We start from the raw sequence: 24,019 nt of genomic DNA, 5'->3' as shown, positions 1-24,019 counted from the left end.
TAACGCTGAATACAGACGGAACAGTTTCAGTAGCTCCAAATACACCGGCAGGCGATTATAACCTGACATACAGAATCTGCGAAGTAACCAATCCAAGTAATTGTGATGAAGTAACATCAATCATTGTAGTAGGTCAGCCAACAATCGATGCCGTAACAGAGAAAACAGCCGAGATCAATGGTAACACAGGTGGAAAAACTCCAGCATTAACATTGAACGATAAATTGAATGGAGTTGATGTAGTAATTGGAACAAACCCTGGAGACGTAAAATTAACTCCGGTAACTGTGCCAACAGGCTTAACGCTGAATACAGACGGAACAGTTTCAGTAGCTCCAAATACACCGGCAGGCGATTATAACCTGACATACAGAATCTGCGAAGTAACCAATCCAAGTAATTGTGATGAAGTAACATCAATCATTGTGGTAGGTCAGCCAACAATCGATGCCGTAACAGAGAAAACAGCTGAGATCAATGGTAACACAGGCGGAAAAACTCCAGCATTAACATTGAACGATAAATTGAATGGAGTTGATGTAGTAATTGGAACAAACCCTGGAGACGTAAAATTAACTCCGGTAACCGTGCCAGCAGGCTTAACGCTGAATACAGACGGAACAGTTTCAGTAGCTCCAAATACACCGGCAGGCGACTATAACCTGACATACAGAATCTGCGAAGTAACCAATCCAAGTAATTGTGATGAAGTAACTTCAGTTATTGTAGTAGGTAAATCAAATATCGATGCATTGACTGAAACTACAGATCCAATCAATGGAAGTATTGGAGGAACTACATTCTCATTAGTGAAAAATGATATATTGAACGGAATTCCGGTTGTTATCAAAAATAGTAATGGGGGAGTTATCTTGACAAATGTAAATGTTCCAATAGGCTTAACGTTAAATGCAGACGGAACTGTAAAAGTAAATGCAGGAACGCCAATAGGAATTTATGAGATTGAATATCGCATTTGCGAATTCTTAAACCCATCAAATTGTGTGACTGTAAAAAGTTATGTTCCTGTAACTGGTGCGGTTTTAATTGCAAATAATGACAATGCCGGAACAATAGATACTAGTAAAGGACATAGTTCAACAACAAGTATCTTTGATAATGATAGTTTGAATGGACAAAAAGTTAAACCTACAGATGTCGTTTTAACCACTACTGTTCCAAACCCTAATTTGATTTTAAAAGCTGATGGTACAATCGAAGTAAAACAAGGAACGCCATCTGGAAATTATCAGTTGACTTATAGAATTTGTGATGCTTTAAACGGATCTAATTGTAGTGAAGCTGTTGCAATGATTTCGGTAGTTAACGCTCCAGATCCTGATCCGCCAATAACACCATTAATAAAAATCGTTCTTAACAACGACGGTATAGTAAATGTTGATGGTATAAATGGTTCACTTGAATTTATAAATGTTTTAGATAATGATTTATTAAAAGGATTGCCAATTAATCCTCTTGATATTATCCTTACAAATACACCAAAAAATTCTTATTTCGAGTTTAACTCAGACGGAACTGTAAATGTGAAACCAAATACGCCTGGAGGTAGTTATACATTAACGTATCAAGTTTGCGAGAAAGCAAATCAAACGAATTGTAGCACTGCAACTTTAAGTGTTTTTGTTGAAGTTCCAGCTATTGCGGTAATCAAAACAGCTGTCTTTAATGATGAAAATGGTAGCGGAGTTGCAAATGCAGGCGAAACTATCACTTACAAATTTAAAGTGACAAACACAGGTAATGTTCCGTTAACAGGAGTTATGATTTCTGATCCTTTACCGGGTGTGGTAGTTTCTGGACAGCCAATTGATTTAGATGTAAATGAATCTGATGAACATAGTTTTACAGCTACTTATAAAATTACACAAACGGATATTAACAGAGGAAGTGTTAGTAACCAAGCAAGTGTAAGAGGAAACAGTAAAAAAGGAGTTGTTGTTGAAGATAAATCAGATGACGAGAACAACATGGAGGATAAACCTACAGTTCTGCCTTTAAATGGTTGTGTAATAAAAGTCTTTAATGCATTCTCACCAAATGGAGATGAGAAAAACAGTAGATTCTATATACAAGGTCTGGAATGTTATCCTGATAATACTGTAGAAATCTATAATCGATGGGGAGTTTTAGTGTACGATATTGATCACTATAATAATGAAGATCGTGCTTTCATAGGTTTCTCAGCAGGACGTACAACTATTAAACAATCCGAAGGATTGCCGGTAGGAACCTATTTTTATATTTTAAAATATAAAGACAGTGAGTCAAATCCACATGAACAATCTGGTTATTTATATATAAACAAGTAAAACTGACAGAGCGACTTGGTTTACGCCAAGTCGCTTTTTAAAAGCCTTTAAAATGAAAAAGATAATTTTAATATTCATGTTTTTTTCGGTTGTGTGTTCGGCGCAGCAAGATGCACAATACACGCAATACATGTATAATACCATTGCGATAAATCCCGCTTATGCAGGTTCTCGAGGTGCATTAAGTGTTTTTGGGTTATATCGTACGCAATGGGTCGGACTTGATGGAGCACCTAAAACAAGTACTTTTTCGATAAATACACCATTAAATAACAGCAATTTAGGATTAGGAGTTTCTTTGATAAATGATAAAATTGGACCAACAAATGAAAACACTTTATCTGCTGATTTATCATATACCATTCCAACTTCAGATACATACAAGCTTTCTTTTGGAATAAAAGCAACAGCAAATATGTTTAATTTAGATATAAATAAATTGAATCCGGAAGATCAGGGAGATCCGCAATTTCAAGATTTAAATAATAAAATAACACCAAATATTGGTGCAGGAGTTTACTGGCATTCTGATAAAGCATATTTAGGATTGTCAATTCCAAATTTTATCGAAACAAATAGATTCGATGATAATGATACCGCTATTTTTAAAGATAAAATAAATTACTATTTCATGGCGGGTTACGTCTTTAATTTAGACCATTTAGAGTACATAAAATTCAAGCCTGCTCTATTAACCAAAATGGTAGAAGGAGCACCCTTGCAAGTTGATGTTTCAGGAAACTTCATGTTCAACGATAAGTTTGTGGTAGGTTTAGCATATCGCTGGAGTGCCTCGTTAAGTGCAATGGCAGGATTTCAGGTAACAGACGGTTTATATATAGGGTATGGTTATGATCATGAAACAACAAACTTAAGAAGATACAATTCTGGTTCGCATGAAATTTTCTTGCGTTTTGAGTTTTTTAATAATTATAACAGAATTACATCACCAAGATTCTTCTAAAAGCCGCCCCATGACAATCAAAAAAATAAATTATACAGCCTTATTTCTATTATTCTTTTTAAATGCCATTGCACAAACTACAAGTATAAATTATGCAAATGATAAATACGATAAATATGCTTATGTAGACGCCATAAAAGTATACGAAAGTGTAGCAAACAAAGGGTACAAAGACGAAAAAATGTTTCAGCGCCTTGGTAATTCCTATTATTTTAATGGAGAATTAGTCAAAGCTTTAAAATGGTACGATGAATTGTTTGCGATGAACGAAAAGCAAGAACCGGAATATTTATACAGATATGCACAATGTCTAAAATCGGCTGGGAATTATGCTAAAGCAGATTCGATTCTGGAAAAATTCAATCAACAAGTAACTACAGATAAAAGAGGTGTTTTATTCGAAAGTAATAAAAATTACTTAGAAGAAATAAAGGCTAATTCAGGACGATTTGAAATTGCCGATGCCGGTATTAATTCTAATTACTCTGATTACGGAAGTGCCATTTTTGATAATAAATTGGTTTTTACATCAGCGCGCGATACAGGCGGAATTGCCAAGAAAAATTTTAAATGGACAAATCGTTCTTTTACAAATTTATATACTGCCGAATTAAAATCGGATGGAAGTGTGGGAAATCCGCAGCGCTTTCAGAAAAAAGTAAACACAAAATTCAATGAGTCAACGCCTGTTTTTACAAAAGATGGACGAACAATGTATTTTACCAGAAACAATTTTCTAAACGGAAAAAGAGGCCGAGACGAAAAGAAAGTCACTTTATTAAAATTGTACAAAGCAAACCTGGTCGATGGCGTATGGAAGAATATTGAAGAACTTCCGTTTAATAGCGATCAATATAGTGTTGCACATCCAACATTAAGTGTTGACGAAAAAACATTATATTTTGCATCAGATATGCCTGGAACTTTAGGACAATCTGATTTGTTTAAAGTAAGTATAAACGATAATGGAACTTTTGGAACTCCGCAAAACTTAGGCGCAAAAATTAATACCGAAGGGAGAGAAACGTTTCCTTTTATATCAAGTGACAACGAACTTTACTTCGCAACAGATGGTAGACCCGGATTAGGCGGGCTTGATGTTTTTGTTTCAAAAATAAATGATAATGGTACTTTTGATGATATTCAAAATGTTGGAGAACCAATAAATAGTAAACAAGACGATTTTGCTTTTATAATTAACAGTAAAAATCGAAATGGTTTTTTCTCTTCTAATAGGGACAACGGACATGGATTTGATGATATTTATCGATTTACAGAAAAGCGAAAACTTACTTGCGAACAAGAATTAATAGGTACAATTACAGATTTTGACACAAAGGCAATAATTGCAAATGCAACCGTTGCTTTGTTTGATGAAACTTTTCAACCCGTTGCAAACGTAGTTTCTGATGAAAAAGGAAATTACATTTTTACCAACGTAAAATGTGGCAAAAACTATTTCGTTCGAGCAGCAAAAGTTGATTACGAAAGCAAAGAAGTTCCGGTAGCAATACAAAAAACATCAGGAAAAACTACTCTGTTAATTCAGTTAGAAAAAAGAGTTAAAGAAATAACCGTAGGAACAGATTTGGCTAAAACGCTAGATATTCCTATTATTTATTTTGATTTAGATAAAGCTACTATTAAAAAAGAATCAGCTTATCAGTTAGAAAAAATTGTCGAAATATTAAGACAATATCCAACCTTAACACTCGATATTCGTTCACATACAGATAGCAGACAAACCGCTAAGTATAATCAAATATTATCAGACAAGAGAGCTAAATCGACAATGTCTTGGTTAATTCAAAAAGGAATCGACTCAAGCCGATTAACAGCAAAAGGATACGGAGAATCACAATTGGTAAACCAATGCTCAGATGGCGTAAAATGTACTGAAGAAGAACATCAGCTTAATAGAAGAAGTGAATTTGTAATCACACACTTGTAAAAAATATTTCAAATTTAAAGCCCTTTTCTAAATACTAGAAAAGGGCTTTTTGTTTTTTATAGAATACTTAAAAAGTTATGTGATTAATTTTAAAATCAAATTATTTATTCCCTGACAATTTGAGAATCTGCGACAAGCATCTCACTAATGTCACTTAAAAATTCGAGTTCATCCATAGGAATGAGCTGTACTACAGTTTCTAAAATTAGACTTACATTAATAGATTGATTTTTAATTGTTCCTGAAACTTTAGGACCTTCGTGATCCAGAGCCAAAATGCACAATTTTAGCATGTCGGTAATAATGCAACCCAACTCAAAATAATTGACAATCTTAAGTTGAGCCGTATAACTTTCTGTTTTGTTATCAGAAGGTTTTAAGGTTTGAAAATGTTGGGTAGTTAGTTTTTTTAAATATTCTAAATTTTTGATTTCATTTGTTTCCATAATAGGATATTTTTTTGTTTTTATTTTCAACATACTATAGTATAAATTATAGTGATTTTCTTGTGTTTATTTTTAATCAAATCTATTAAACAGTAGGGAATAATAACACGACATATATTTCGTGTTAATAAAATTATGACGGTAAAAGCAATCGAACCTAAACCCGACAGGTTTTTAAAACCTGTCGGGTTTGCCATTCGGTAGAGTTGTGTAGTATTTTTTACAAATGTAAGATTATATTTTGCAACGGGACATATATGTCTATTCTTTTTTTCTGATAGTTTGATAGATTTGATTTGTGGAAAATAATAGATATAAGTTAGAGATAGTCAGATTAGGTTTACTGATTAAGGAGCTCAGAATAAAGGAAAAAATAGCCCAACAACAATTGGCAATATTGTGCAATGTTGATAGAAAAACTATTTATCGGATTGAAAAAGGAGAACAAAACATTACCATTAGTTTACTATTTTCAATAGCTGATGCATTGAAAATAGAACCAAGTATTTTAATACATAAAATATTTTCTGAAAATTTATAAATCATCCCTAAACCCGACAGGTTTTAAAAATCTGTCGGGTTTTTTGTTATCCATCATTTTATCGAAATCATACCACAATCTTGTCATTTCGACGAAGGAGAAATCACACGCGTTGATTGACAAATATTGGTGATTTTCTTCGTAGATTTTCTAGTGTGATTTCTCCTTCGTCGAAATGACAAACTACACGAAAATACTGTTACGTAAAAGATTGAAACAAATAGCGGGATTAGCTCCTGATTAAAATTAATTTATAATAAATCTAAAACCATCAAAAACCCTGCGCTTTTCGCAAAAAAGTCTTAAAATTCGTTCGCCTTTTTAAACTAATATTTTTAAAATTTAGAATATTGGTTATTTTGTTTAAAATGAATATGTTACATTTTAAAAAATCGATTTCGTTGTTGTGTGTGTTCATTTTTTTTTAACTTTATAGTATTAAAATTTTTCAGATATGACTGTAGATCAAATATTAAACGCAAAAGGAAAAAATGTTTATTCAGTTCTTTCAACAACTACGGTTTATGAAGCCTTAAAAGTGATGGGAGAAAAAAACATAGGTGCTATCCTTGTTATTGATGACAATGATTTAAAAGGGATATTGTCTGAAAGGGATTATGCTCGAAAAATTGTTTTAAAAGATAAATCTTCAAAAGAAACTTTTGTTCATGAGATTATGGAAAACAACGTTTTTTCGGTAAAACTTTCAAACAATATCGAAGATTGTATGGAATTGATGAGTACTAAAAGAATTAGACATTTACCCGTTTTAGAAGGCGAAACTGTAGTAGGAATAATTTCTATAAGTGATGTAGTTAAAGCGATTATTGAAATTCAAAAAGACACAATACATCATCTAAACTCTTATATATCGCAGTAAAATAAACTTAAATAATATGGTTTACTAAATAGTCTAAATTTACTTAGACTATTTTTTTTGGACCGTCTGAATTTTATTTTTAAGAAAAGAAAACCATAAAAAGACTCCATTTTAAAACAAGACTTATATCTTTGTAAGCTAGAATAAAAGCTAAAATAAATGAACAAAGAGAGTAAAAGAAGAGAAGCGTTACTGTACCATTCAGAACCAACTCCAGGAAAAATTCAGGTAGTTCCAACAAAAAAATATGCAACCCAAAGAGACTTATCTTTGGCTTATTCGCCAGGTGTTGCAGAGCCATGTTTAGAAATTGCAGCAAACGTAGATGACGTTTATAAATATACAGCAAAAGGAAATTTAGTTGCCGTAATCTCAAACGGTACTGCTGTTTTAGGATTAGGAAATATTGGTCCGGAAGCTTCTAAACCAGTAATGGAAGGAAAAGGATTGTTGTTTAAAATATTCTCTGATATCGACGTTTTTGATATTGAAGTTAATACAGAAAATATTGAAGAATTTATTCAGACCGTAAAAAATATTGCTCCAACTTTTGGAGGAATCAATCTTGAAGATATTAAAGCGCCTGAGTCTTTTGAAATAGAAAGAAGATTGGTAGAAGAATTAGATATTCCTGTAATGCACGATGATCAGCATGGAACAGCAATTATCTCTTCGGCAGCTTTAATCAACGCACTGGAATTAGCAGGAAAAAAAGCAGAAGATGTAAAAGTAGTAGTTTCTGGTGCAGGATCTGCAGCAATCGCTTGTACAGATTTATATGTTTTGTTAGGAGTACAAGTCAAAAATATTTTAATGTTTAATAGTAAAGGACTTTTAACAAAAGACAATCCTTCATTATCAGAATTACAATTAAAATATGCTGTTGATGGTGCTAAAATTGAATTGGCAGAAGCTGTAAACGGAGCAGATGTTTTCATCGGATTATCTTCAGGAGATATTCTTTCGCCAGAAATGTTACTGACAATGAAAGAAAACCCGATTGTTTTTGCAATGGCAAATCCAAATCCGGAAATCGATTATAATTTAGCTGTAGAAACTCGTAAAGATGTTATTATGGCTACAGGACGTTCAGACTTTCCTAACCAGGTAAATAATGTTTTAGGTTTTCCATATATTTTTAGAGGAGCACTAGATGTAAGAGCTACCAAAATTAACGAAGCAATGAAAATGGCTGCTGTAAAAGCTTTAGCTATTTTGGCAAAAGAGCCAGTTCCAGAGCAAGTAAATGTAGCTTACGGTGCAATGAAGTTAGGTTTTGGTCAGGAGTATATTATTCCTAAGCCATTCGATCCTAGATTGATTACTGTTGTAGCGCCTGCAGTTGCAAGAGCAGCGATGGAATCTGGAGTTGCAAAAAATCCTATTACAGATTGGGCAGCTTACGAAGATGCACTGCGTGAACGTATGGGGAACGATAATAAAATGGTGCGTTTAATTACAAACCGTGCTAAAGTAGATCCTAAAAGAATTGTTTTTGCTGAAGCGGATCAATTAAACGTATTAAAAGCAGCACAAATTGTTCACGAGGACGGAATTGGTTTTCCAATTTTATTAGGAAATAAAGAGGTAATTTTAGAATTAAAAGCTGAATTAGGTTTTGATGCTGAACTTGAAATTATCGATCCTAAAACGGATGAGGAAGCGCCAAGACGTAATAAATTTGCAAATTCATACTGGGAAACAAGAGAAAGAAGAGGAGTTACATTACTTGATTCTCAAAAATTCATGCGCGAGAGAAATTATTTCGCAGCAATGATGGTGAATGAAGGCGAAGCAGATGCTTTGGTAACTGGACATACAAGAAGTTACCCAACAGTTGTAAAACCAATGTTGCAATTGATCGAAAAAGCACCGGGAGCTTCATTAATTGCTACAGCAAATATGATGTTGACTTCACGTGGGCCAATGTTCTTGTCAGATACAGCAATTAATATAAATCCTTCTGCTGAAGATTTAATTAATATTGCAATTATGACTGCTAAAACAGCAAAAATGTTTGGTGTTGAGCCAGTTATTGCAATGGTTTCATTCTCAAACTTTGGATCATCGACAAGCGCAAGTGCTTCAAAAGTAAGAGAAGCGGTTGCATATTTGCACAAAAATCATCCTGAAATGATTGTTGACGGAGAGATTCAGGCAGATTTTGCTTTGAATTCAGAACTTCTTAAAGAAAAATTTCCTTTCTCTAAATTAGCAGGTAAAAAGGTTAATACTTTAATTTTTCCTAACTTAGAGTCAGCAAATATTACTTATAAATTATTAAAAGAATTATATAAAGTAAATTCTATTGGTCCAATTATGATGGGAATGGGTAAACCGGTTCACATTTTTCAATTAGGAGCAAGTGTTGAAGAAATGGTTAATATGGCTGCAATTGCAGTTATTGATGCTCAGGAAAAAGCAAACAAAAAAAATAAATTAGCACAATAGTAGGTCTAAGAAGGATCGAATAATAATGTCTTATTTTTATTGCATTTTTATTATATTTGACCCTAATAAATTATACTATGATAGCACATTTGCAAGGGAAATTAGTTGAGAAAAACCCCACTGAAGTTGTAATTGATTGTGGAGGGGTTGGTTATCAGGTAAATATATCTTTACACACCTTCTCGTTAATTCCAAATGCTGAAAATATAAAACTGTATACGCATCTTCAAATCAAAGAAGATGCGCATACATTATTTGGTTTTGTAGAAAAATCAGAACGTGAAATATTCAGAATGTTATTGTCTGTGTCAGGAATTGGAGCAAATATTGCAAGAACAATGTTGTCTTCAATAGAGCCAAAACAAATTATTAACGCAATTGCATCAGGAGATGTAGGTGTTATACAGTCAATCAAAGGGATAGGAAACAAAACAGCACAAAGAGTTATACTTGATTTAAAAGAAAAAGTGTTAAAATTGTACGATTTGGATGAAGTTTCGGTAGTCCAAAACAATACAAATAGAGATGAAGCGTTATCTGCTTTGGAAGTTTTAGGTTTTATTCGTAAAACTTCTGAAAAAGTAGTAGAAAAGATCGTAAAAGAAGATCCGGAAGCTACTGTAGAGACCATTATCAAGAAGGCTTTAAAAAGCTTATAAACTCAATTTATATAAACGAATTGTATGCGTAAAATTTGTATTTTTTTGCTGTTCTTATTTTGCGGTAATGTTTTGCGTGCGCAAGTAAATCCAGCGGTTAAAGATACAACCAAGACTCAATTTTCAGTTGGGAAAGTAGAAATACAAAATCCGCCAAGCATAGTCTCAGCTTACAAGTATGATCCCATAACAGATCGATATATCTACACCAATTCGGTTGATGGTTTTTCAATCAATTACCCTATTATATTAACTCCTAAAGAATACGAAGATTTAGTTTTAAAAGAATCCAGAAGAGATTATTTCAGAAAAAAATCGGATGCTATTGATGGTAAAAAATTAGGTAGTGAAGCGGCTAAAAAAGATTTATTGCCTCGTTATTATATAAATTCAAGCCTTTTTGAAAGTATTTTTGGAAGCAATACAATCGATGTAAAGCCCACAGGATCAGTTGAAATGGATTTGGGTGTTCGATACACTAAACAAGATAATCCCTCTTTTTCGCCAAGAAACAGATCAAGTCTTACTTTTGACTTTGATCAGCGAATCAGTATGAGTTTAATGGGGAAAGTAGGAACTCGATTAGATGTAAATGCAAATTATGATACCCAATCTACATTTGCTTTTCAAAACCTTTTTAAGCTGGCTTACACTCCTTCCGAAGATGATATCGTTCAAAAGGTAGAAGTTGGTAATGTTAGTATGCCTCTTAATAGTACGCTTATTCGTGGTGCTCAGAGCTTGTTTGGAGTTAAAACAGTTTTGCAATTTGGTAAGACAACGGTAACGGGAGTTTTCTCTGAACAGAAGTCGCAAACGAAGAGTATAGTTGCAGAAGGTGGCGGAACGGTTCAAAACTTTGATTTGTACGCTTTAGATTATGATAATGACAGACACTTTTTCTTATCACAATATTTTAGAAACAAATATGACGCTTCTTTAAAAAAGTATCCACTTATTGATAGCCGTGTTCAGGTGACAAGAATTGAGGTTTGGGTTACTAATAAACAGAACAGGGTAACGACAAATAATAACAACCTTCGTAATATTATTGCACTTCAGGATTTAGGAGAAGGACAGGTTAGTGGTGTACCGGATAATCAAGTGGTAGTAATAAGCAACTCCGCCGGATTTTTTAATAATCCTATCGATTCGCCAACAAACAATAATAATAATAAATATGATCCGGCTACCATTGGGCAGGCGGGAGCTTATTTAAATTCGAATATTAGAGAAATCGTTACTGCAAAATCGGGATTCAATAATGCAAACACAAGCGAGGGAACTGATTATTCTGTTCTTGAGAATGCTAGAAAATTGACAGCTGCCGAATTTACCTTTAATGCACAATTAGGATATATCTCTTTGCAGCAACGTTTGGCAAATGACGAAATCTTGGCTGTAGCATTTGAATATACAGTTGGAGGTAAAGTGTATCAGGTTGGAGAATTTGGAAGTGATGGTGTTGATGGAACAGTGGTTACAGGAAATAACAATGCTAATCAGGCAATTATTACACAAAGTTTGGTTTTAAAAATGCTGAAAAGTAATTTGACCAATGTTCAAAATCCAGTTTGGAATTTGATGATGAAAAACGTGTATCAAATACCTCAGGCGTACCAAATTAAACAAGACGATTTTAGATTAAATATACTTTATACAGATCCGTCGCCAATAAATTATATTTCGCCGGTTGTAGGAACCACTTTTCCTACGAACCCGGCTCCGGAAGATAAAGTAGATCAAACTCCTTTATTGAATGTATTTAATTTAGATCGATTAAATTATAACAATGATCCACAAACAGGCGGAGATGGTTTCTTTGATTATATTCCGGGTGTAACAGTTGACGTTCAAAACGGTCGAATTATTTTTACTACAAAAGAGCCTTTTGGAGAACTTTTATTTAGAAAGTTACAGAATTCAGGTTCGGGAGAAAATTATGATGATCCAAACACATACAATGCAAATCAACAGAAATACGTATTTAGAAATATGTATCGAAATACACAATCCGGAGCTTTGCAGGACAGTGATAAAAACAAATTTTTATTAAGAGGAAAATATAAGTCATCAGGAAGTAATGGTATTCCAATTGGAGCATTTAATGTTCCGCAAGGATCTGTTGTTGTTATGGCTGCCGGAAGAAGATTAGTAGAAGGTATTGACTATAGTGTCGATTATCAGTTAGGCCGAGTTCAAATTTTAGATCCTTCACTTCAGGCGTCAAATACTCCAATTGAAGTTTCGTTAGAAAATAATTCTATTTTCGGACAACAAACCCGAAGATTTATAGGATTCAATGTAGAGCATAAAATTTCAGATAATTTTGTTGTTGGCGGAACCTATTTAAAAATGACGGAAAAGCCTTTTACTCAAAAGTCGAGTTATGGACAAGAATCTGTAAACAACGCCATTTTTGGGTTTAATGGAAATTACTCCACCGAAGTTCCTTTTCTTACCAGATTGGCGAATAAATTACCAAATATCGATACTGATGTTCCGTCAAATCTTTCGATACGCGGAGAAGTAGCTTTCTTAAAACCAGATGCTCCAAAAGCAAGTGATTTTGAAGGTGAAGCAACAATATATGTTGATGATTTTGAAGGTTCGCAATCAACAATCGATATGCGCTCTGCATACGCATGGAGTTTAGCTTCAACCCCATTTTTAAATTCTATAAATGACAATACTTTTAATGCGAATTCAAACACATTAGAGTATGGATATAAGCGTGCAAAATTATCATGGTACACCATTGATCCTATTTTTTACGCATCAAAACCGTCAGGTATTTCAAATGATGATTTATCGTTAAATACAACCAGACGTATTTACAGTAGAGAGTTATATCCAAATACAGATATTGCACAGGGACAAATACAGGTGATTAATACCTTAGATTTAAGTTATTATCCATCTGACAGAGGGCCATATAATAATAACCCAAATTTCAGTGCAAATCCAGCAAGTTCAAATTTTGGAGGAATTATGCGTGCTTTAAATTCGACCAATTTCGAACAAGGAAATGTTGAATATATCCAATTTTGGGTTCTGGATCCTTATGTTGGAACCGGAGAAGCACCAACGACTAACACAGGAAAAATATATTTTAACTTAGGTGAGATTTCTGAAGATGTTTTAAAAGATGGAAGAAAACAATACGAAAACGGATTAGGTCCTGATCAAATCGTAGTTAATCCACAGCCACTTTGGGGAGATGTTCCTGCATCGCAATCGTTAATTTATGCTTTTGATACAAATGCTAATAATCGTAAAAATCAAGATATTGGTTTAGATGGTTTACCAAACTCTAAAGAAGGTGCTATTTATAATAATTATGCTGGAGAAGCTGATCCTGCAGCAGACGATTACACTTATTATTTAAATACAGATGGAGGAGTTTTAGACCGCTATAAAAATTATAATGGTACAGAAGGAAACTCTGCAGTAAGTGTAGACGATCCTAATCGTGGTTCTACAACATTGCCGGATGTTGAAGATATTAATCGCGATAATACTATGAGTACAATCAATGCCTATTATGAATATAGCGTTGATGTTAAACCAGGAATGCAAGTTGGGCAAAACTATATTACTGATATTCGTGAAGTAAGTAATGTTGAATTGCCAAACGGATCAACAACAACTGCAAGATGGATTCAGTTTAAAATTCCGGTTTCTCAACCACAAAATACAATTGGTAATATCACAGATTTTAGATCTATTCGATTCATGCGTATGTTCATGACTGGATTTAGCAATCAAATGACAGTTCGTTTTGGAGCCTTAGATTTAGTAAGAGGAGAGTGGAGAAGATATACAGGTACACTTGATGCAAACGATACAAATCCGGATGACGATGGAACTGAATTTGATGTTTCGGCAGTAAATATTCAGGAAAACAGTACAAAATGTCCTGTAAATTATGTTGTTCCGCCAGGTGTACAAAGAGAACAATTGTATAATAACAATACAATTATCAATCAAAACGAGCAAGCATTAGCGGTAAGAATTGGAGGATCTGGATTGCAATATCAAGATTCAAGAGCTGTTTTTAAAAGTGTAAGCGTTGATATGCGTCAGTACAAAAAATTAAAAATGTTTTTGCACGCAGAATCGTTACCTAATGAAAATACTTTGTTAGATGATGAAATGGTTGGTTTTATTCGTTTTGGAAATGATTATACACAAAACTTTTATCAAGTCGAAGTTCCATTAAAAGTAACCAGAACAGGAGGATCTTGTACAATAAGTCCGGATCAGGTTTGGCTTGAAGAAAACAATATCGATTTGGCACTTGAATTATTGACCCGAATGAAAATAAAAGCCATGCCGCTTGATATTAATTCTAATAAAAGAGATATCAATGGAGTTTATTATCCGGATGATGATATAAGTATTGAAGGAAGTCCGGATTTGAGAGATGGTGACAGTAAATTAAGATTAGGTATAAAAGGAAATCCTAACTTTGGTTTAGTTCGTAATTTAATGGTTGGGGTAAAAAGTAAGGCTGACCATAAAGTTATAAAAGGAGAGGTTTGGTTTAATGAACTTCGTATGGCAGATTTGGAGAATAAAGGCGGAATGGCAGCAATATTAAATGTTGATACCAATATGGCTGATTTTGCTACACTATCTGCTACCGGTAAAAAAAGTACAATTGGTTTTGGGTCTTTAGAGCAAGGTGCTAACGAAAGAGATCGTGAAGATATTCAGCAATATAATATCGTTGCAAATCTTAATTTGGGTAAATTATTACCGCCAAAATGGGGAATCAATTTGCCATTTAACTATGCGATTGGAGAAGAAGTAATAACTCCGGAGTATGATCCTTTTAATCAGGATATAAAATTAAATCAGTTGATTAGTGAAACTACTGATCCGGCAGAAAAAGATAATATCAGAACACGTGCGGTTGATTATACAAAACGCCGAAGCATCAATTTTATTGGAGTAAGAAAAGATAGAGCGCCAGAACAAAAACCACATGTTTACGATATTGAAAACTTTACATTTTCGCAATCGTACAATCAGGTTGAGAGACATGATTATGAAGTAGAGTCTTATGTAGATGAGCAATCAAATTCTGCAGTAAATTATGCATATACTTTTCAGCCAAAAGAAGTAGTTCCGTTCAAGCAGACTAAATTCATGAAAAAGAGCGACTATTGGAAATTGCTAAGTGATTTTAATTTTAATTACCTGCCATCTAATATCTCGTTTAATTCAAATATTTTAAGACAAAGCAACCGTCAGCAATATAGAGAAGTTGAAGTTCAGGGAATCGGGCTTGATCCTTTATACAGAAGAAACTTTGCTTTTAATTATCAATATGGATTTGGTTTTAATCTGACAAAATCGTTAAAATTAAATTATACAGCAGCATCAAATAACATTGTAAGAAATTTTTTAAACGATGATAATTCGCCAAAAGAAGATTTCAATATTTGGGATGATTATTTTGATATTGGAACTCCAAATCAGCACTTACAGCAATTGGTGTTGAATTACGACATTCCAATCAACAAAATTCCGGTTTTTAGTTTTGTAAAAGCGACTTATTCTTATACAGCTGATTATAGCTGGCAACGTTCTTCGACGGCTTTTTCTGAATATGAAAAAGAAAATCCGGATGGATCAACAACATTGTATGATTTAGGAAATACAATTCAGAACGCAAATTCAAACACGCTTACAACAACTTTTAATATGAATATGTTGTATAAGTATTTAGGATTGACGCCAGGAGGAAAGAAAACAACATCAAAACCTAAGCCAACCGCGCCGCCAAAACCAGGAGAAAAGATTGTTAATACGGCTAAGCCTGTAACAACGAGCAGTCCTTTTTATGATGGTATGATTGGAATTTTGACAAGTGTAAAAAATATTCAGGTTAACTATACTAAAAATAGCGGAACTGTTTTACCTGGATTTACGCCTGGTGTTGGCTTCTTTGGAACATCAAGACCAACTTTAGGATTTGTTTTTGGAAGTCAGGACGATATACGTTACGAGGCAGCAAAAAATGGTTGGTTAACATCTTATCAGGATTTCAACCAGAATTTTACTCAAGTAACAAACAAGCTTTTAAAAATTACAGCGAACATAGATTTATTACCTGATTTAAAAATTGATTTGGCAATGGATCGTGCTTATTCTGAAAACAGATCAGAGCAATACAGCGTTGATTTTACAAAGGAAAACCCTTATGTGGCTTTGTCACCGTATACTTATGGAATGTTCTCGATTTCGACAATTTTAATCAAAACGGCATTCTCAACAAGTAATGAAACTCAGTCGGCAGCGTTTGATGATTTTAGAAATAATCGTTTAATAATAGCAGATCGTTTGGCGACAGAACATTATGGAGCCGGAGCCGTTATTCCAAGATATGGAGATGCGAACAATCCAATTCCGGCAGAAACAGATCCTAATTATAAAGTTTATGTTGCCAATCAAGGGTATCCTATTGGTTATACAAAAAGCAATCAGGCTGTTTTATTGCCAGCCTTTTTAGCAGCTTATTCAGGAGGAGATGCTTCAAGTAGTTCGACAGATATTTTTAGAAGCTTTCCTATTCCAAACTGGAGTATAAAATACAATGGTTTAATGCGCTATAAGTTTTTCAAAGACAAATTTAAACGTTTCTCATTGCAAAATAATTACAGAGCATCTTATACAATAAATCAGTTTAGATCAAATTTCGATTATACTGAAAAACCAGGTGGTCAAGATGTAAATACCAATTTCTTTAATAAAACTATCATGTCAAACATCAATTTAGTAGAGCAGTTTAGTCCGCTTATTAGAATGGATTTTGAATTAAAAAGCTCTTTACGTGTGCTTACAGAGATTAAGAAAGACAGAGCGTTATCGATGAGTTTTGATAATAATTTATTGACAGAGGTAAAAGGAATGGAATATGTAGTTGGTTTAGGATACCGATTTAAAGATGTTATTTTTTCATCAAGACTTGCTGATAGTCCTACCGGAATTATTAAAAGTGATATTAATTTAAAGGCTGATTTCTCTTACAGAAACAATCAGACATTAGTACGTTATTTAGATTACGATAACAATCAATTGGCAGCGGGACAAAATATATGGTCATTAAAACTTACTGCCGATTATGCGTTTAGTAAAAACCTGACAGCGATATTCTATTATGATCATTCATTCTCGAAAGCTGTAATTTCGACATCATTTCCTTTGACTAACATTAGGTCAGGATTCACGCTTCGATATAATTTCGGAAATTAATTTTTAGTTTCTAAACTAGATTTCATTAGAAGATTATTACATTTGTGGCTTAAAATTTAAATTATCAATTTTCAAACATAGTATTATGAGCATACCAGCAAATTTAAAGTACACAAAAGATCACGAATGGGTTAGCATCGAAGGAGATGTTGCAACTGTAGGAATTACTCATTTTGCACAAAAAGAGTTAGGGGATATCGTGTATGTTGAAGTAGAAACTTTAGATCAAACACTTGATAAAGATGAAGTTTTTGGAACAGTTGAAGCCGTAAAAACAGTATCTGATTTATTCTTGCCATTGACAGGAGAAATTATTGCTTTTAATGACAGCTTGGAGAGTGCGCCTGAAACTGTAAATTCTGATCCTTATGGAGCTGGTTGGATGATTAAAATAAAAATTGCAGATGCATCAGAAGTAGATTCGTTATTATCTGACGAAGCTTATAAAGAACTTATCGGTGCCTAAACAACTGCTCTTAATCTGGGCAATACTTTGTTCAGGAGTTATTACTTATTTTTGTTTGACAGATTCCAGTAATATTCCTGCAGTGAATTTTCCGAGTATAGACAAAATTGTTCATTTTTGTTTTCATTTCGGATTCACGATTTCCTGGATTTTGTTTTTCAAAAAAGAGCTTAAAGGAAAAGCACCGGATGATTATAAAGCATATTTTATTTCATTTTTATTTTCAGTTTTTTTTGGTATTACAATCGAAATTTTACAAAGCGTTTTAACTACTACGCGAGCAGCAGATGTAACTGACGTTTTAGCAAATGCAATTGGAGCTCTGGTTGGAGTTTTTACTGCAATAGCTTTCAAAAAACAAATCGATAGAATATAAGAATTTAATTACCCACTTCGGTGGGTTTTTTATTGCCTAAAAATCAAGGTTTAAAAAGAATATTTTATTCTCAATTTATAATGTATTTTTGTCGCAATTCTAGAACTTTCACAAATCATGAATGTTAAGCAATATTTAGATTCAACTTACTTAAAAACTGCTTCTCAAGCCGGACTTTCGGAAGCAGAAAATACTCTTGTGGTTAAAAAAGCTATTAAAGAAGCCATTCAAGAGGGATTTAAATTGATTATGATTAGGCCTGAATATGTTGTTTTGGCCAAAGAAATGATTCTGAAATCTAATTCGACTTTACTAGTAGGTACTGTTATTGATTTTCATGAAGGGAAGTCAGATTTAGAAAGTAAAATCAAAGAAGCAAATAAAGCGATTGAAGACGGAGCAGACGATTTAGATTTTGTTTGCAATTATGAGGCTTTTAAAAATGGTGATATTAATCTTGTGAAACAAGAAGTTTTAATAGGAACACAAATTGGTTTAGCAAATAATAAAACAGTAAAGTGGATTATTGAAGTTGCGGCTTTAAATGATAAGCAAATAATTCAACTTTCGGCTTTAATCAAGAATGTGGTGATTTCTAATTTTAAAGAAGAAAATTATTCTTCTGTTTTTGTGAAATCATCTACAGGGTTTTATAAAACGGAAAACGATTTGCCAAACGGAGCAACCATTCCAACTATAATAATGATGTTAGAAAATGCATCGCCTCTGCCGGTTAAAGCTGCCGGAGGAGTTAGGTCTTATGAAGATGCTATAGAAATGATTCGTTTAGGTGTTAAGCGTATCGGAACCTCGGCTGCAAAAGCAATCGCAAGTGGAGGAAATACTCCAAATCAATATTAAATGAAAACCAAAATTTACGTGAATAAGTTTTTTCTGTCTTTTACTTTTACAATATCTGTTTTATTTGCCTTTTCTCAAGAAAATAATAACTCATCAGTTAAAGCTGGTTTTACATCAGAACAATTTCCTGTTTTTCCAAATTGCGAAAATTTACAATCTAAGAAGTTAGAGAATTGTTTTTACAAAGAAGTACAAGATTTTGTTTTTCAAAATTTTTTGGTACCTGAAAATTTAAAACAAGCAAATTACAAAGGTGAAGTAAAAGTGCTTTTTGAAGTAGATGCAAATGGTGCGTTTAAAGTGATCTATGTAAATGCTGCGAATGATGTATTATCAGAAGAAGCAAAACGTGTTTTTGGAAAATTTCAGAAAATAAAGCCCTCTACTTATAACGGAAAACCAACGTATTCAAAATATACCATTTCGATTGATATTCCTTTAAAAAATGCCGATCAAATTGCTGCAGAAGCATTGGCAGCAGCGCAGATTTTAAAGCCGATTGAAAAACCAATGACAGAATTGGATAGCATTGTGTATAAAAAATACAATAATCCTGAGTTTGAAAGTCATCTGAATATTCCGTTTTCCCATAGTTATTATGCTCAATTTGATGGAGCAATGAATCAAGTGGGAAGTAATAATCATACTGCTTCTAAACCTTATACATATGCCGAGGTTTCTAAATATTATAATTTAAAAGCCGTAAATGAGTCGCTTCAGAAAAATGTAGCGACCTGGTTAGGAAGAAAACTTTGGAATGAAAATCTTGTTCAGATTCAAGGAGAAGATTATTGGTTGGCTTTAAATCCTATTCTTGATCTGCAAATGGGTAAAGCTTCTGATTTGGATGCTTCTTATTCGTATGTAAATACACGTGCATTGAATTTTAGAGGAGGTTTAGGGAAGCAAATAAACTTTACAACTACTATTTTTGAAAGTCAAGGCCGATTTGCAGGTTATTACAATGATTATGCTGAAACTTTAAAGCCATCTGGTGGAAATCCGGCAATTATTCCGGGAATGGGAATTGCAAAACGATTTAAAACAGATGCTTACGATTTTCCGCTGGCTGAAGCTAATATTACGTACGCGCCAAGTAAAATTTTTGATCTGCAATTAGGTTATGGAAGAAATTTTATTGGCGACGGATATCGATCTTTGCTTGAAAGTGATGGAGCGAGTCCTTATCCGTATTTTAAGATCAATACAACATTTTGGAAAATAAAGTATACTAACACGTATATGTGGTTAAAAGATGTTCGTCCGGAAGTTACTTTAGAGAAAACTTATGCAACAAAATTCATGGCAAACCATTATTTGAGTTGGAATGTTTCGAACAAATTGAATTTAGGCTTTTTTGAATCGGTAGTTTGGACAGATACAAATAATAGAGGGTTTGATATTAATTTTGTCAATCCAATTATTTTTTATCGTTCAGTAGAATTTTCATCGTCATCTAAAAGTGGAAATGCGCTTTTGGGAATAACATCTAAATACAAATGGAATAACAATGTTAATTTGTATGCTCAGTTTTTGTTAGATGAATTTTCTATGGGAGATATGAAAAGCGGCGATAACAGCTGGAAGAACAAATTTGGATACCAATTAGGAGCCAAATATTATAATGCTTTTGAGGTTAAAGACTTGTTAGTGCAATTAGAGTATAATCATGTACGTCCTTATGTTTACTCACATAGCGCTGTAATTACCAATTATGGTCACAATAATCAAAGCATTGGACATCAATGGGGAGGTAATTTTGAAGAGCTTGTCGCGATAGGCCGCTACCATAAAGGTCGTTTGTTTGCAGATGCTAAGTTTACAGTGGGAAAAAGGGGTTTAGACTTTAATACCGCAGAAGATAGTTTTAATTACGGAGGTAATATTTATAAAAGTTACGATGAAAAACGTCCTTATGATAAAGGAGTGAAAGTTGGACAAGGAAATAAAACAAGTATTTTTATTGCCGATATACAAGGTGGATATTTGATAAATCCGATGACCAATTTAAAATTGTTTGGTAGTTTTATTTATCGAAATTTTGACCCGACTAAAGAAACAGCGACAACTTTTAAGCAAAGTACAACCTGGTTTACCATCGGATTACGTTCTGATATTTTCAATTGGTATTTTGATTACTAGGATTTTTAATAAGATTTTTCGAAATAATTGTGTTAAAGATTTGCAAGTCCTTATTTTGTAAAGGTTTTATTGAAAAAAATCTAAATTTATAGGTCACTATTCTACAATCTAATTTGTACATTTGCACCACTCAAAAAAAACATACAAATAATTACCGTATTGAACGCTACTAAAAATACATTTTCATTAAAATCAATATTTACCGATTTCAAAGAGATAACTAAGGCTGGTTTGGCGATCAGTGTATTGTTTTCTTCAATTGCAGGATATTTATTAGGAGTTAATGACGAGCACCCTTTTAAGTGGAGTACATTGGCAATCTTGGCAATTGGTGGATATTGTATGGTTGGAGCTTCGAATGCTTTTAATCAGGTTATAGAAAAAGATATTGATTCTTTAATGGATCGAACTAAAAATCGTCCTGTTCCCTCTGGGCGTATGTCACCAAAAATGGCTTTGTTTATTGCAAGTTTGCTTGCTATTGTTGGTATTGCATTGTTGTATACTATAAACGCAAAGTCAGCAATGTTTGCAGCAATCTCGATATTTTTATACACAAGTGTTTATACACCTTTAAAAACAGTAACTTCGTTATCGGTTTTTGTGGGTGCATTTCCTGGTGCAATTCCATTTATGTTAGGATGGGTTGCGGCAAGTGGAGAGTTTGGTATTGAAGCCGGAACGTTATTCCTGATTCAGTTTTTCTGGCAATTTCCACATTTTTGGTCAATTGGCTGGTTCTTGTATGAAGATTATGAAAAAGCCGGGATATTTATGTTGCCAACCGGCAAAAAAGACAGAAAGACTGCTTTGCAGATTATTTTATATACAGTTTGGTTGATTATAGCGTCATTATTGCCTGCTTTAGGGTTTACAGGTCAATTGTTTATTACGCCGATAGCCGCAATTTTAGTGTTTTTATTAGGATTATGGATGTTGTTTTACGCAGTGCGTTTGTATCAGTTACGAACTGCAAAAGCGGCAAGAACATTGATGCTGGTTAGTGTTTCGTATATATCGTTACTGCAAATTGTATTTATAGTAGATAAATTTTTAAGATAGTTATGGAAATGACAATGACAATGACAACAGAGGAAGATCAATTAAGGAAAGCAAAATCGGCAAAACTGATTTTGTTGTTCGCAATGGTAAGTATGACCATGATGTTTGCTGGACTTACGAGCGCATTCGTGGTAAGTAAATCCAGAGCCGATTGGTTGAAGAACTTCGAATTACCAATTGCATTTTTTTACAGTACAGCTGTAATTATTGGATGTAGTGTTACCTTTTATTTGGCTAAAAAAGCAATTCAGAAAGACAATAGAGGAGCAACTACAGCTTTTCTTTTAGGAACACTAGTATTGGGTGTTTTGTTTGTTGTTTTGCAATTTGTAGGCTTCGGACAAATCATGGAAAGTGGTTATTATATGACGGGTCAGGGGAGTTCAATTACTGCGACTTTTCTTTATATAATTGCTTTTGTACACTTATTACACTTGGCTGGCGGGTTAATTTCGCTTTTAATTGTAATTTATAATCATTTTAAACAAAAATACAATTCGACTCAAACTCTTGGTATAGAACTAGGTGCAATGTATTGGCACTTTCTAGACTTATTGTGGGTTTTATTATTTTTATTTTTATATTTCTTTAAATAAGAAAAAAACGTAAATTTGGGAACTTTTTAACGAATATCTTTTATGGAAGCGACAGTTACTACTGCAAACAACGAAAAAACTTGGGGAGGCGGGCATGAGATCCAGCCATTAGGAGCAAGTTATGGTAAAATGATGATGTGGTTTTTTATCGTATCAGATGCCTTGACATTCTCTGGATTTCTAGCAGCTTATGGTTTTTCTAGATTTAAATTTATCGAAACTTGGCCTTTGGCTGATGAAGTGTTTACTCACTTCCCATTTATGCACGGTGTTTCGGCTCCAATGTATTATGTAGCCTTAATGACTTTTATTTTGATCTTTTCATCTGTAACAATGGTTTTGGCTGTTGATGCAGGTCATCAATTGAAAAAAACAAAAGTTGCAATCTATATGTTCCTAACTATTATTGGAGGTATTATTTTCGTTGGTTCTCAAGCTTGGGAATGGAAAAACTTCATTAAAGGTGAGTATGGTGCTGTTGAAACTGTAGGTGGAAGCTTATTGCAGTTCGTTGATAAAGATGGTAAAAGAGTAGCTCTTGAAGAGTTTGCTGTAAAATTACCAAATCAGCCAGAAGAACTTACAAGATCAAAAGGGAAATGGTTTATGGAAAGCGCTGAGACAGTGCCTACGTATTCAGTTGCTGAAATTCAGGCAGGTTTTAAAGCACATCCTGAATTGTTAGTAAGAACAGAGCATCTTACAGCAGAAAAGAAAAAAACAGTTTTGACGAGAGAAGAGTCTGAAGCTCGTTTAAGTCAAGCTAAATATGTAGTAGAAGGAGCAAACTTAACAAGAAACGAATACGGAAGTAAATTGTTTGCTGATTTCTTTTTCTTTATCACTGGTTTCCACGGATTCCACGTATTTTCTGGAATCATCATTAACATTATTATTTTCTTTAATGTTTTAGTTGGAACTTACGAAAAAAGAAGAAGCTACGAAATGGTAGAGAAAGTTGGTTTATACTGGCACTTTGTCGATTTAGTATGGGTATTTGTATTTACAGTTTTCTACTTAGTTTAATTTTA

At 33.5% G+C, this 24,019-nt stretch carries 16 protein-coding genes; 15 read left to right on the top strand and 1 reads right to left on the bottom strand.

What is annotated here, in order from left to right; translation table 11 throughout:
• From ACHRVZ_RS21310 to ACHRVZ_RS21300, 3 genes are all read left to right on the top strand, one after another.
• Positions 1 to 2,330: gliding motility-associated C-terminal domain-containing protein (locus ACHRVZ_RS21310; RefSeq protein ID WP_395425042.1), on the top strand; the 2,330-nt coding region annotated here is incomplete at its 5' end.
• A 52-nt stretch (positions 2,331 to 2,382) separates the two neighbouring features.
• Positions 2,383 to 3,294, top strand: coding sequence for a type IX secretion system membrane protein PorP/SprF (locus ACHRVZ_RS21305; RefSeq protein ID WP_395425041.1), 912 nt, complete (start codon positions 2,383 to 2,385; stop codon positions 3,292 to 3,294).
• A 10-nt stretch (positions 3,295 to 3,304) separates the two neighbouring features.
• Complete coding sequence (locus tag ACHRVZ_RS21300) at positions 3,305 to 5,245, top strand: OmpA family protein (RefSeq protein WP_395425040.1); 1,941 nt, start codon at positions 3,305 to 3,307, stop codon at positions 5,243 to 5,245.
• Between the two features lie 104 nt (positions 5,246 to 5,349).
• Here the strand turns inward: ACHRVZ_RS21300 and ACHRVZ_RS21295 are convergent, their stop codons facing one another.
• Complete coding sequence (locus tag ACHRVZ_RS21295; protein WP_395425039.1) at positions 5,350 to 5,691, bottom strand: hypothetical protein; 342 nt, start codon at positions 5,689 to 5,691, stop codon at positions 5,350 to 5,352.
• A 298-nt stretch (positions 5,692 to 5,989) separates the two neighbouring features.
• Between ACHRVZ_RS21295 and ACHRVZ_RS21290 the strand changes: the two genes are divergently transcribed.
• The 12 genes from ACHRVZ_RS21290 to ACHRVZ_RS21235 all read left to right on the top strand — a co-directional run bounded on the left by ACHRVZ_RS21290 (position 5,990) and on the right by ACHRVZ_RS21235 (position 24,014).
• Positions 5,990 to 6,232: a helix-turn-helix domain-containing protein gene (locus ACHRVZ_RS21290; RefSeq protein WP_395425038.1), complete on the top strand. Its 243-nt coding sequence runs from the start codon at positions 5,990 to 5,992 to the stop codon at positions 6,230 to 6,232.
• Positions 6,233 to 6,686: 454 nt separating this feature from the next.
• Complete coding sequence (locus ACHRVZ_RS21285; protein ID WP_395425037.1) at positions 6,687 to 7,112, top strand: CBS domain-containing protein; 426 nt, start codon at positions 6,687 to 6,689, stop codon at positions 7,110 to 7,112.
• 159 nt (positions 7,113 to 7,271) lie between these two features.
• Entirely contained in the window at positions 7,272 to 9,563 is a 2,292-nt protein-coding gene (locus ACHRVZ_RS21280) for an NADP-dependent malic enzyme (protein ID WP_395425036.1), read from the top strand.
• 77 nt (positions 9,564 to 9,640) lie between these two features.
• Positions 9,641 to 10,222, top strand: a complete 582-nt coding sequence (ruvA, locus tag ACHRVZ_RS21275; protein ID WP_395425035.1) for a Holliday junction branch migration protein RuvA — start codon at positions 9,641 to 9,643, stop codon at positions 10,220 to 10,222.
• 24 nt (positions 10,223 to 10,246) lie between these two features.
• Positions 10,247 to 17,485, top strand: a complete 7,239-nt coding sequence (sprA, locus tag ACHRVZ_RS21270; protein WP_395425034.1) for a cell surface protein SprA — start codon at positions 10,247 to 10,249, stop codon at positions 17,483 to 17,485.
• Between the two features lie 85 nt (positions 17,486 to 17,570).
• Positions 17,571 to 17,951 (top strand): glycine cleavage system protein GcvH, encoded by a 381-nt coding sequence (gene gcvH, locus ACHRVZ_RS21265; RefSeq protein WP_395425033.1) that lies wholly within the window; start codon positions 17,571 to 17,573, stop codon positions 17,949 to 17,951.
• Positions 17,944 to 18,327, top strand: a complete 384-nt coding sequence (locus ACHRVZ_RS21260; protein WP_395425032.1) for a VanZ family protein — start codon at positions 17,944 to 17,946, stop codon at positions 18,325 to 18,327. The genes gcvH and ACHRVZ_RS21260 overlap by 8 nt, the downstream gene beginning before the upstream one ends.
• A gap of 117 nt (positions 18,328 to 18,444) precedes the next feature.
• Positions 18,445 to 19,188: a deoxyribose-phosphate aldolase gene (gene deoC, locus ACHRVZ_RS21255; RefSeq protein ID WP_395425031.1), complete on the top strand. Its 744-nt coding sequence runs from the start codon at positions 18,445 to 18,447 to the stop codon at positions 19,186 to 19,188.
• Positions 19,189 to 21,330 (top strand): energy transducer TonB, encoded by a 2,142-nt coding sequence (locus ACHRVZ_RS21250; RefSeq protein ID WP_395425030.1) that lies wholly within the window; start codon positions 19,189 to 19,191, stop codon positions 21,328 to 21,330.
• Positions 21,331 to 21,489: 159 nt separating this feature from the next.
• Positions 21,490 to 22,392, top strand: a complete 903-nt coding sequence (gene cyoE, locus ACHRVZ_RS21245) for a heme o synthase (RefSeq protein WP_395425029.1) — start codon at positions 21,490 to 21,492, stop codon at positions 22,390 to 22,392.
• A gap of 8 nt (positions 22,393 to 22,400) precedes the next feature.
• Positions 22,401 to 22,988 (top strand): heme-copper oxidase subunit III, encoded by a 588-nt coding sequence (locus ACHRVZ_RS21240; protein ID WP_395425044.1) that lies wholly within the window; start codon positions 22,401 to 22,403, stop codon positions 22,986 to 22,988.
• A gap of 42 nt (positions 22,989 to 23,030) precedes the next feature.
• Complete coding sequence (locus ACHRVZ_RS21235; RefSeq protein WP_395425028.1) at positions 23,031 to 24,014, top strand: cytochrome c oxidase subunit 3; 984 nt, start codon at positions 23,031 to 23,033, stop codon at positions 24,012 to 24,014.
• Positions 24,015 to 24,019: the final 5 nt, after the last annotated feature.

Origin of the sequence: Flavobacterium sp. FlaQc-57, from assembly GCF_044007395.1 — a bacterium.
GTDB lineage: Bacteria > Bacteroidota > Bacteroidia > Flavobacteriales > Flavobacteriaceae > Flavobacterium.
The sequence above is the reverse complement of the archived record's forward strand: the minus strand, read 5'-3'. Positions and strand labels throughout refer to the sequence as shown.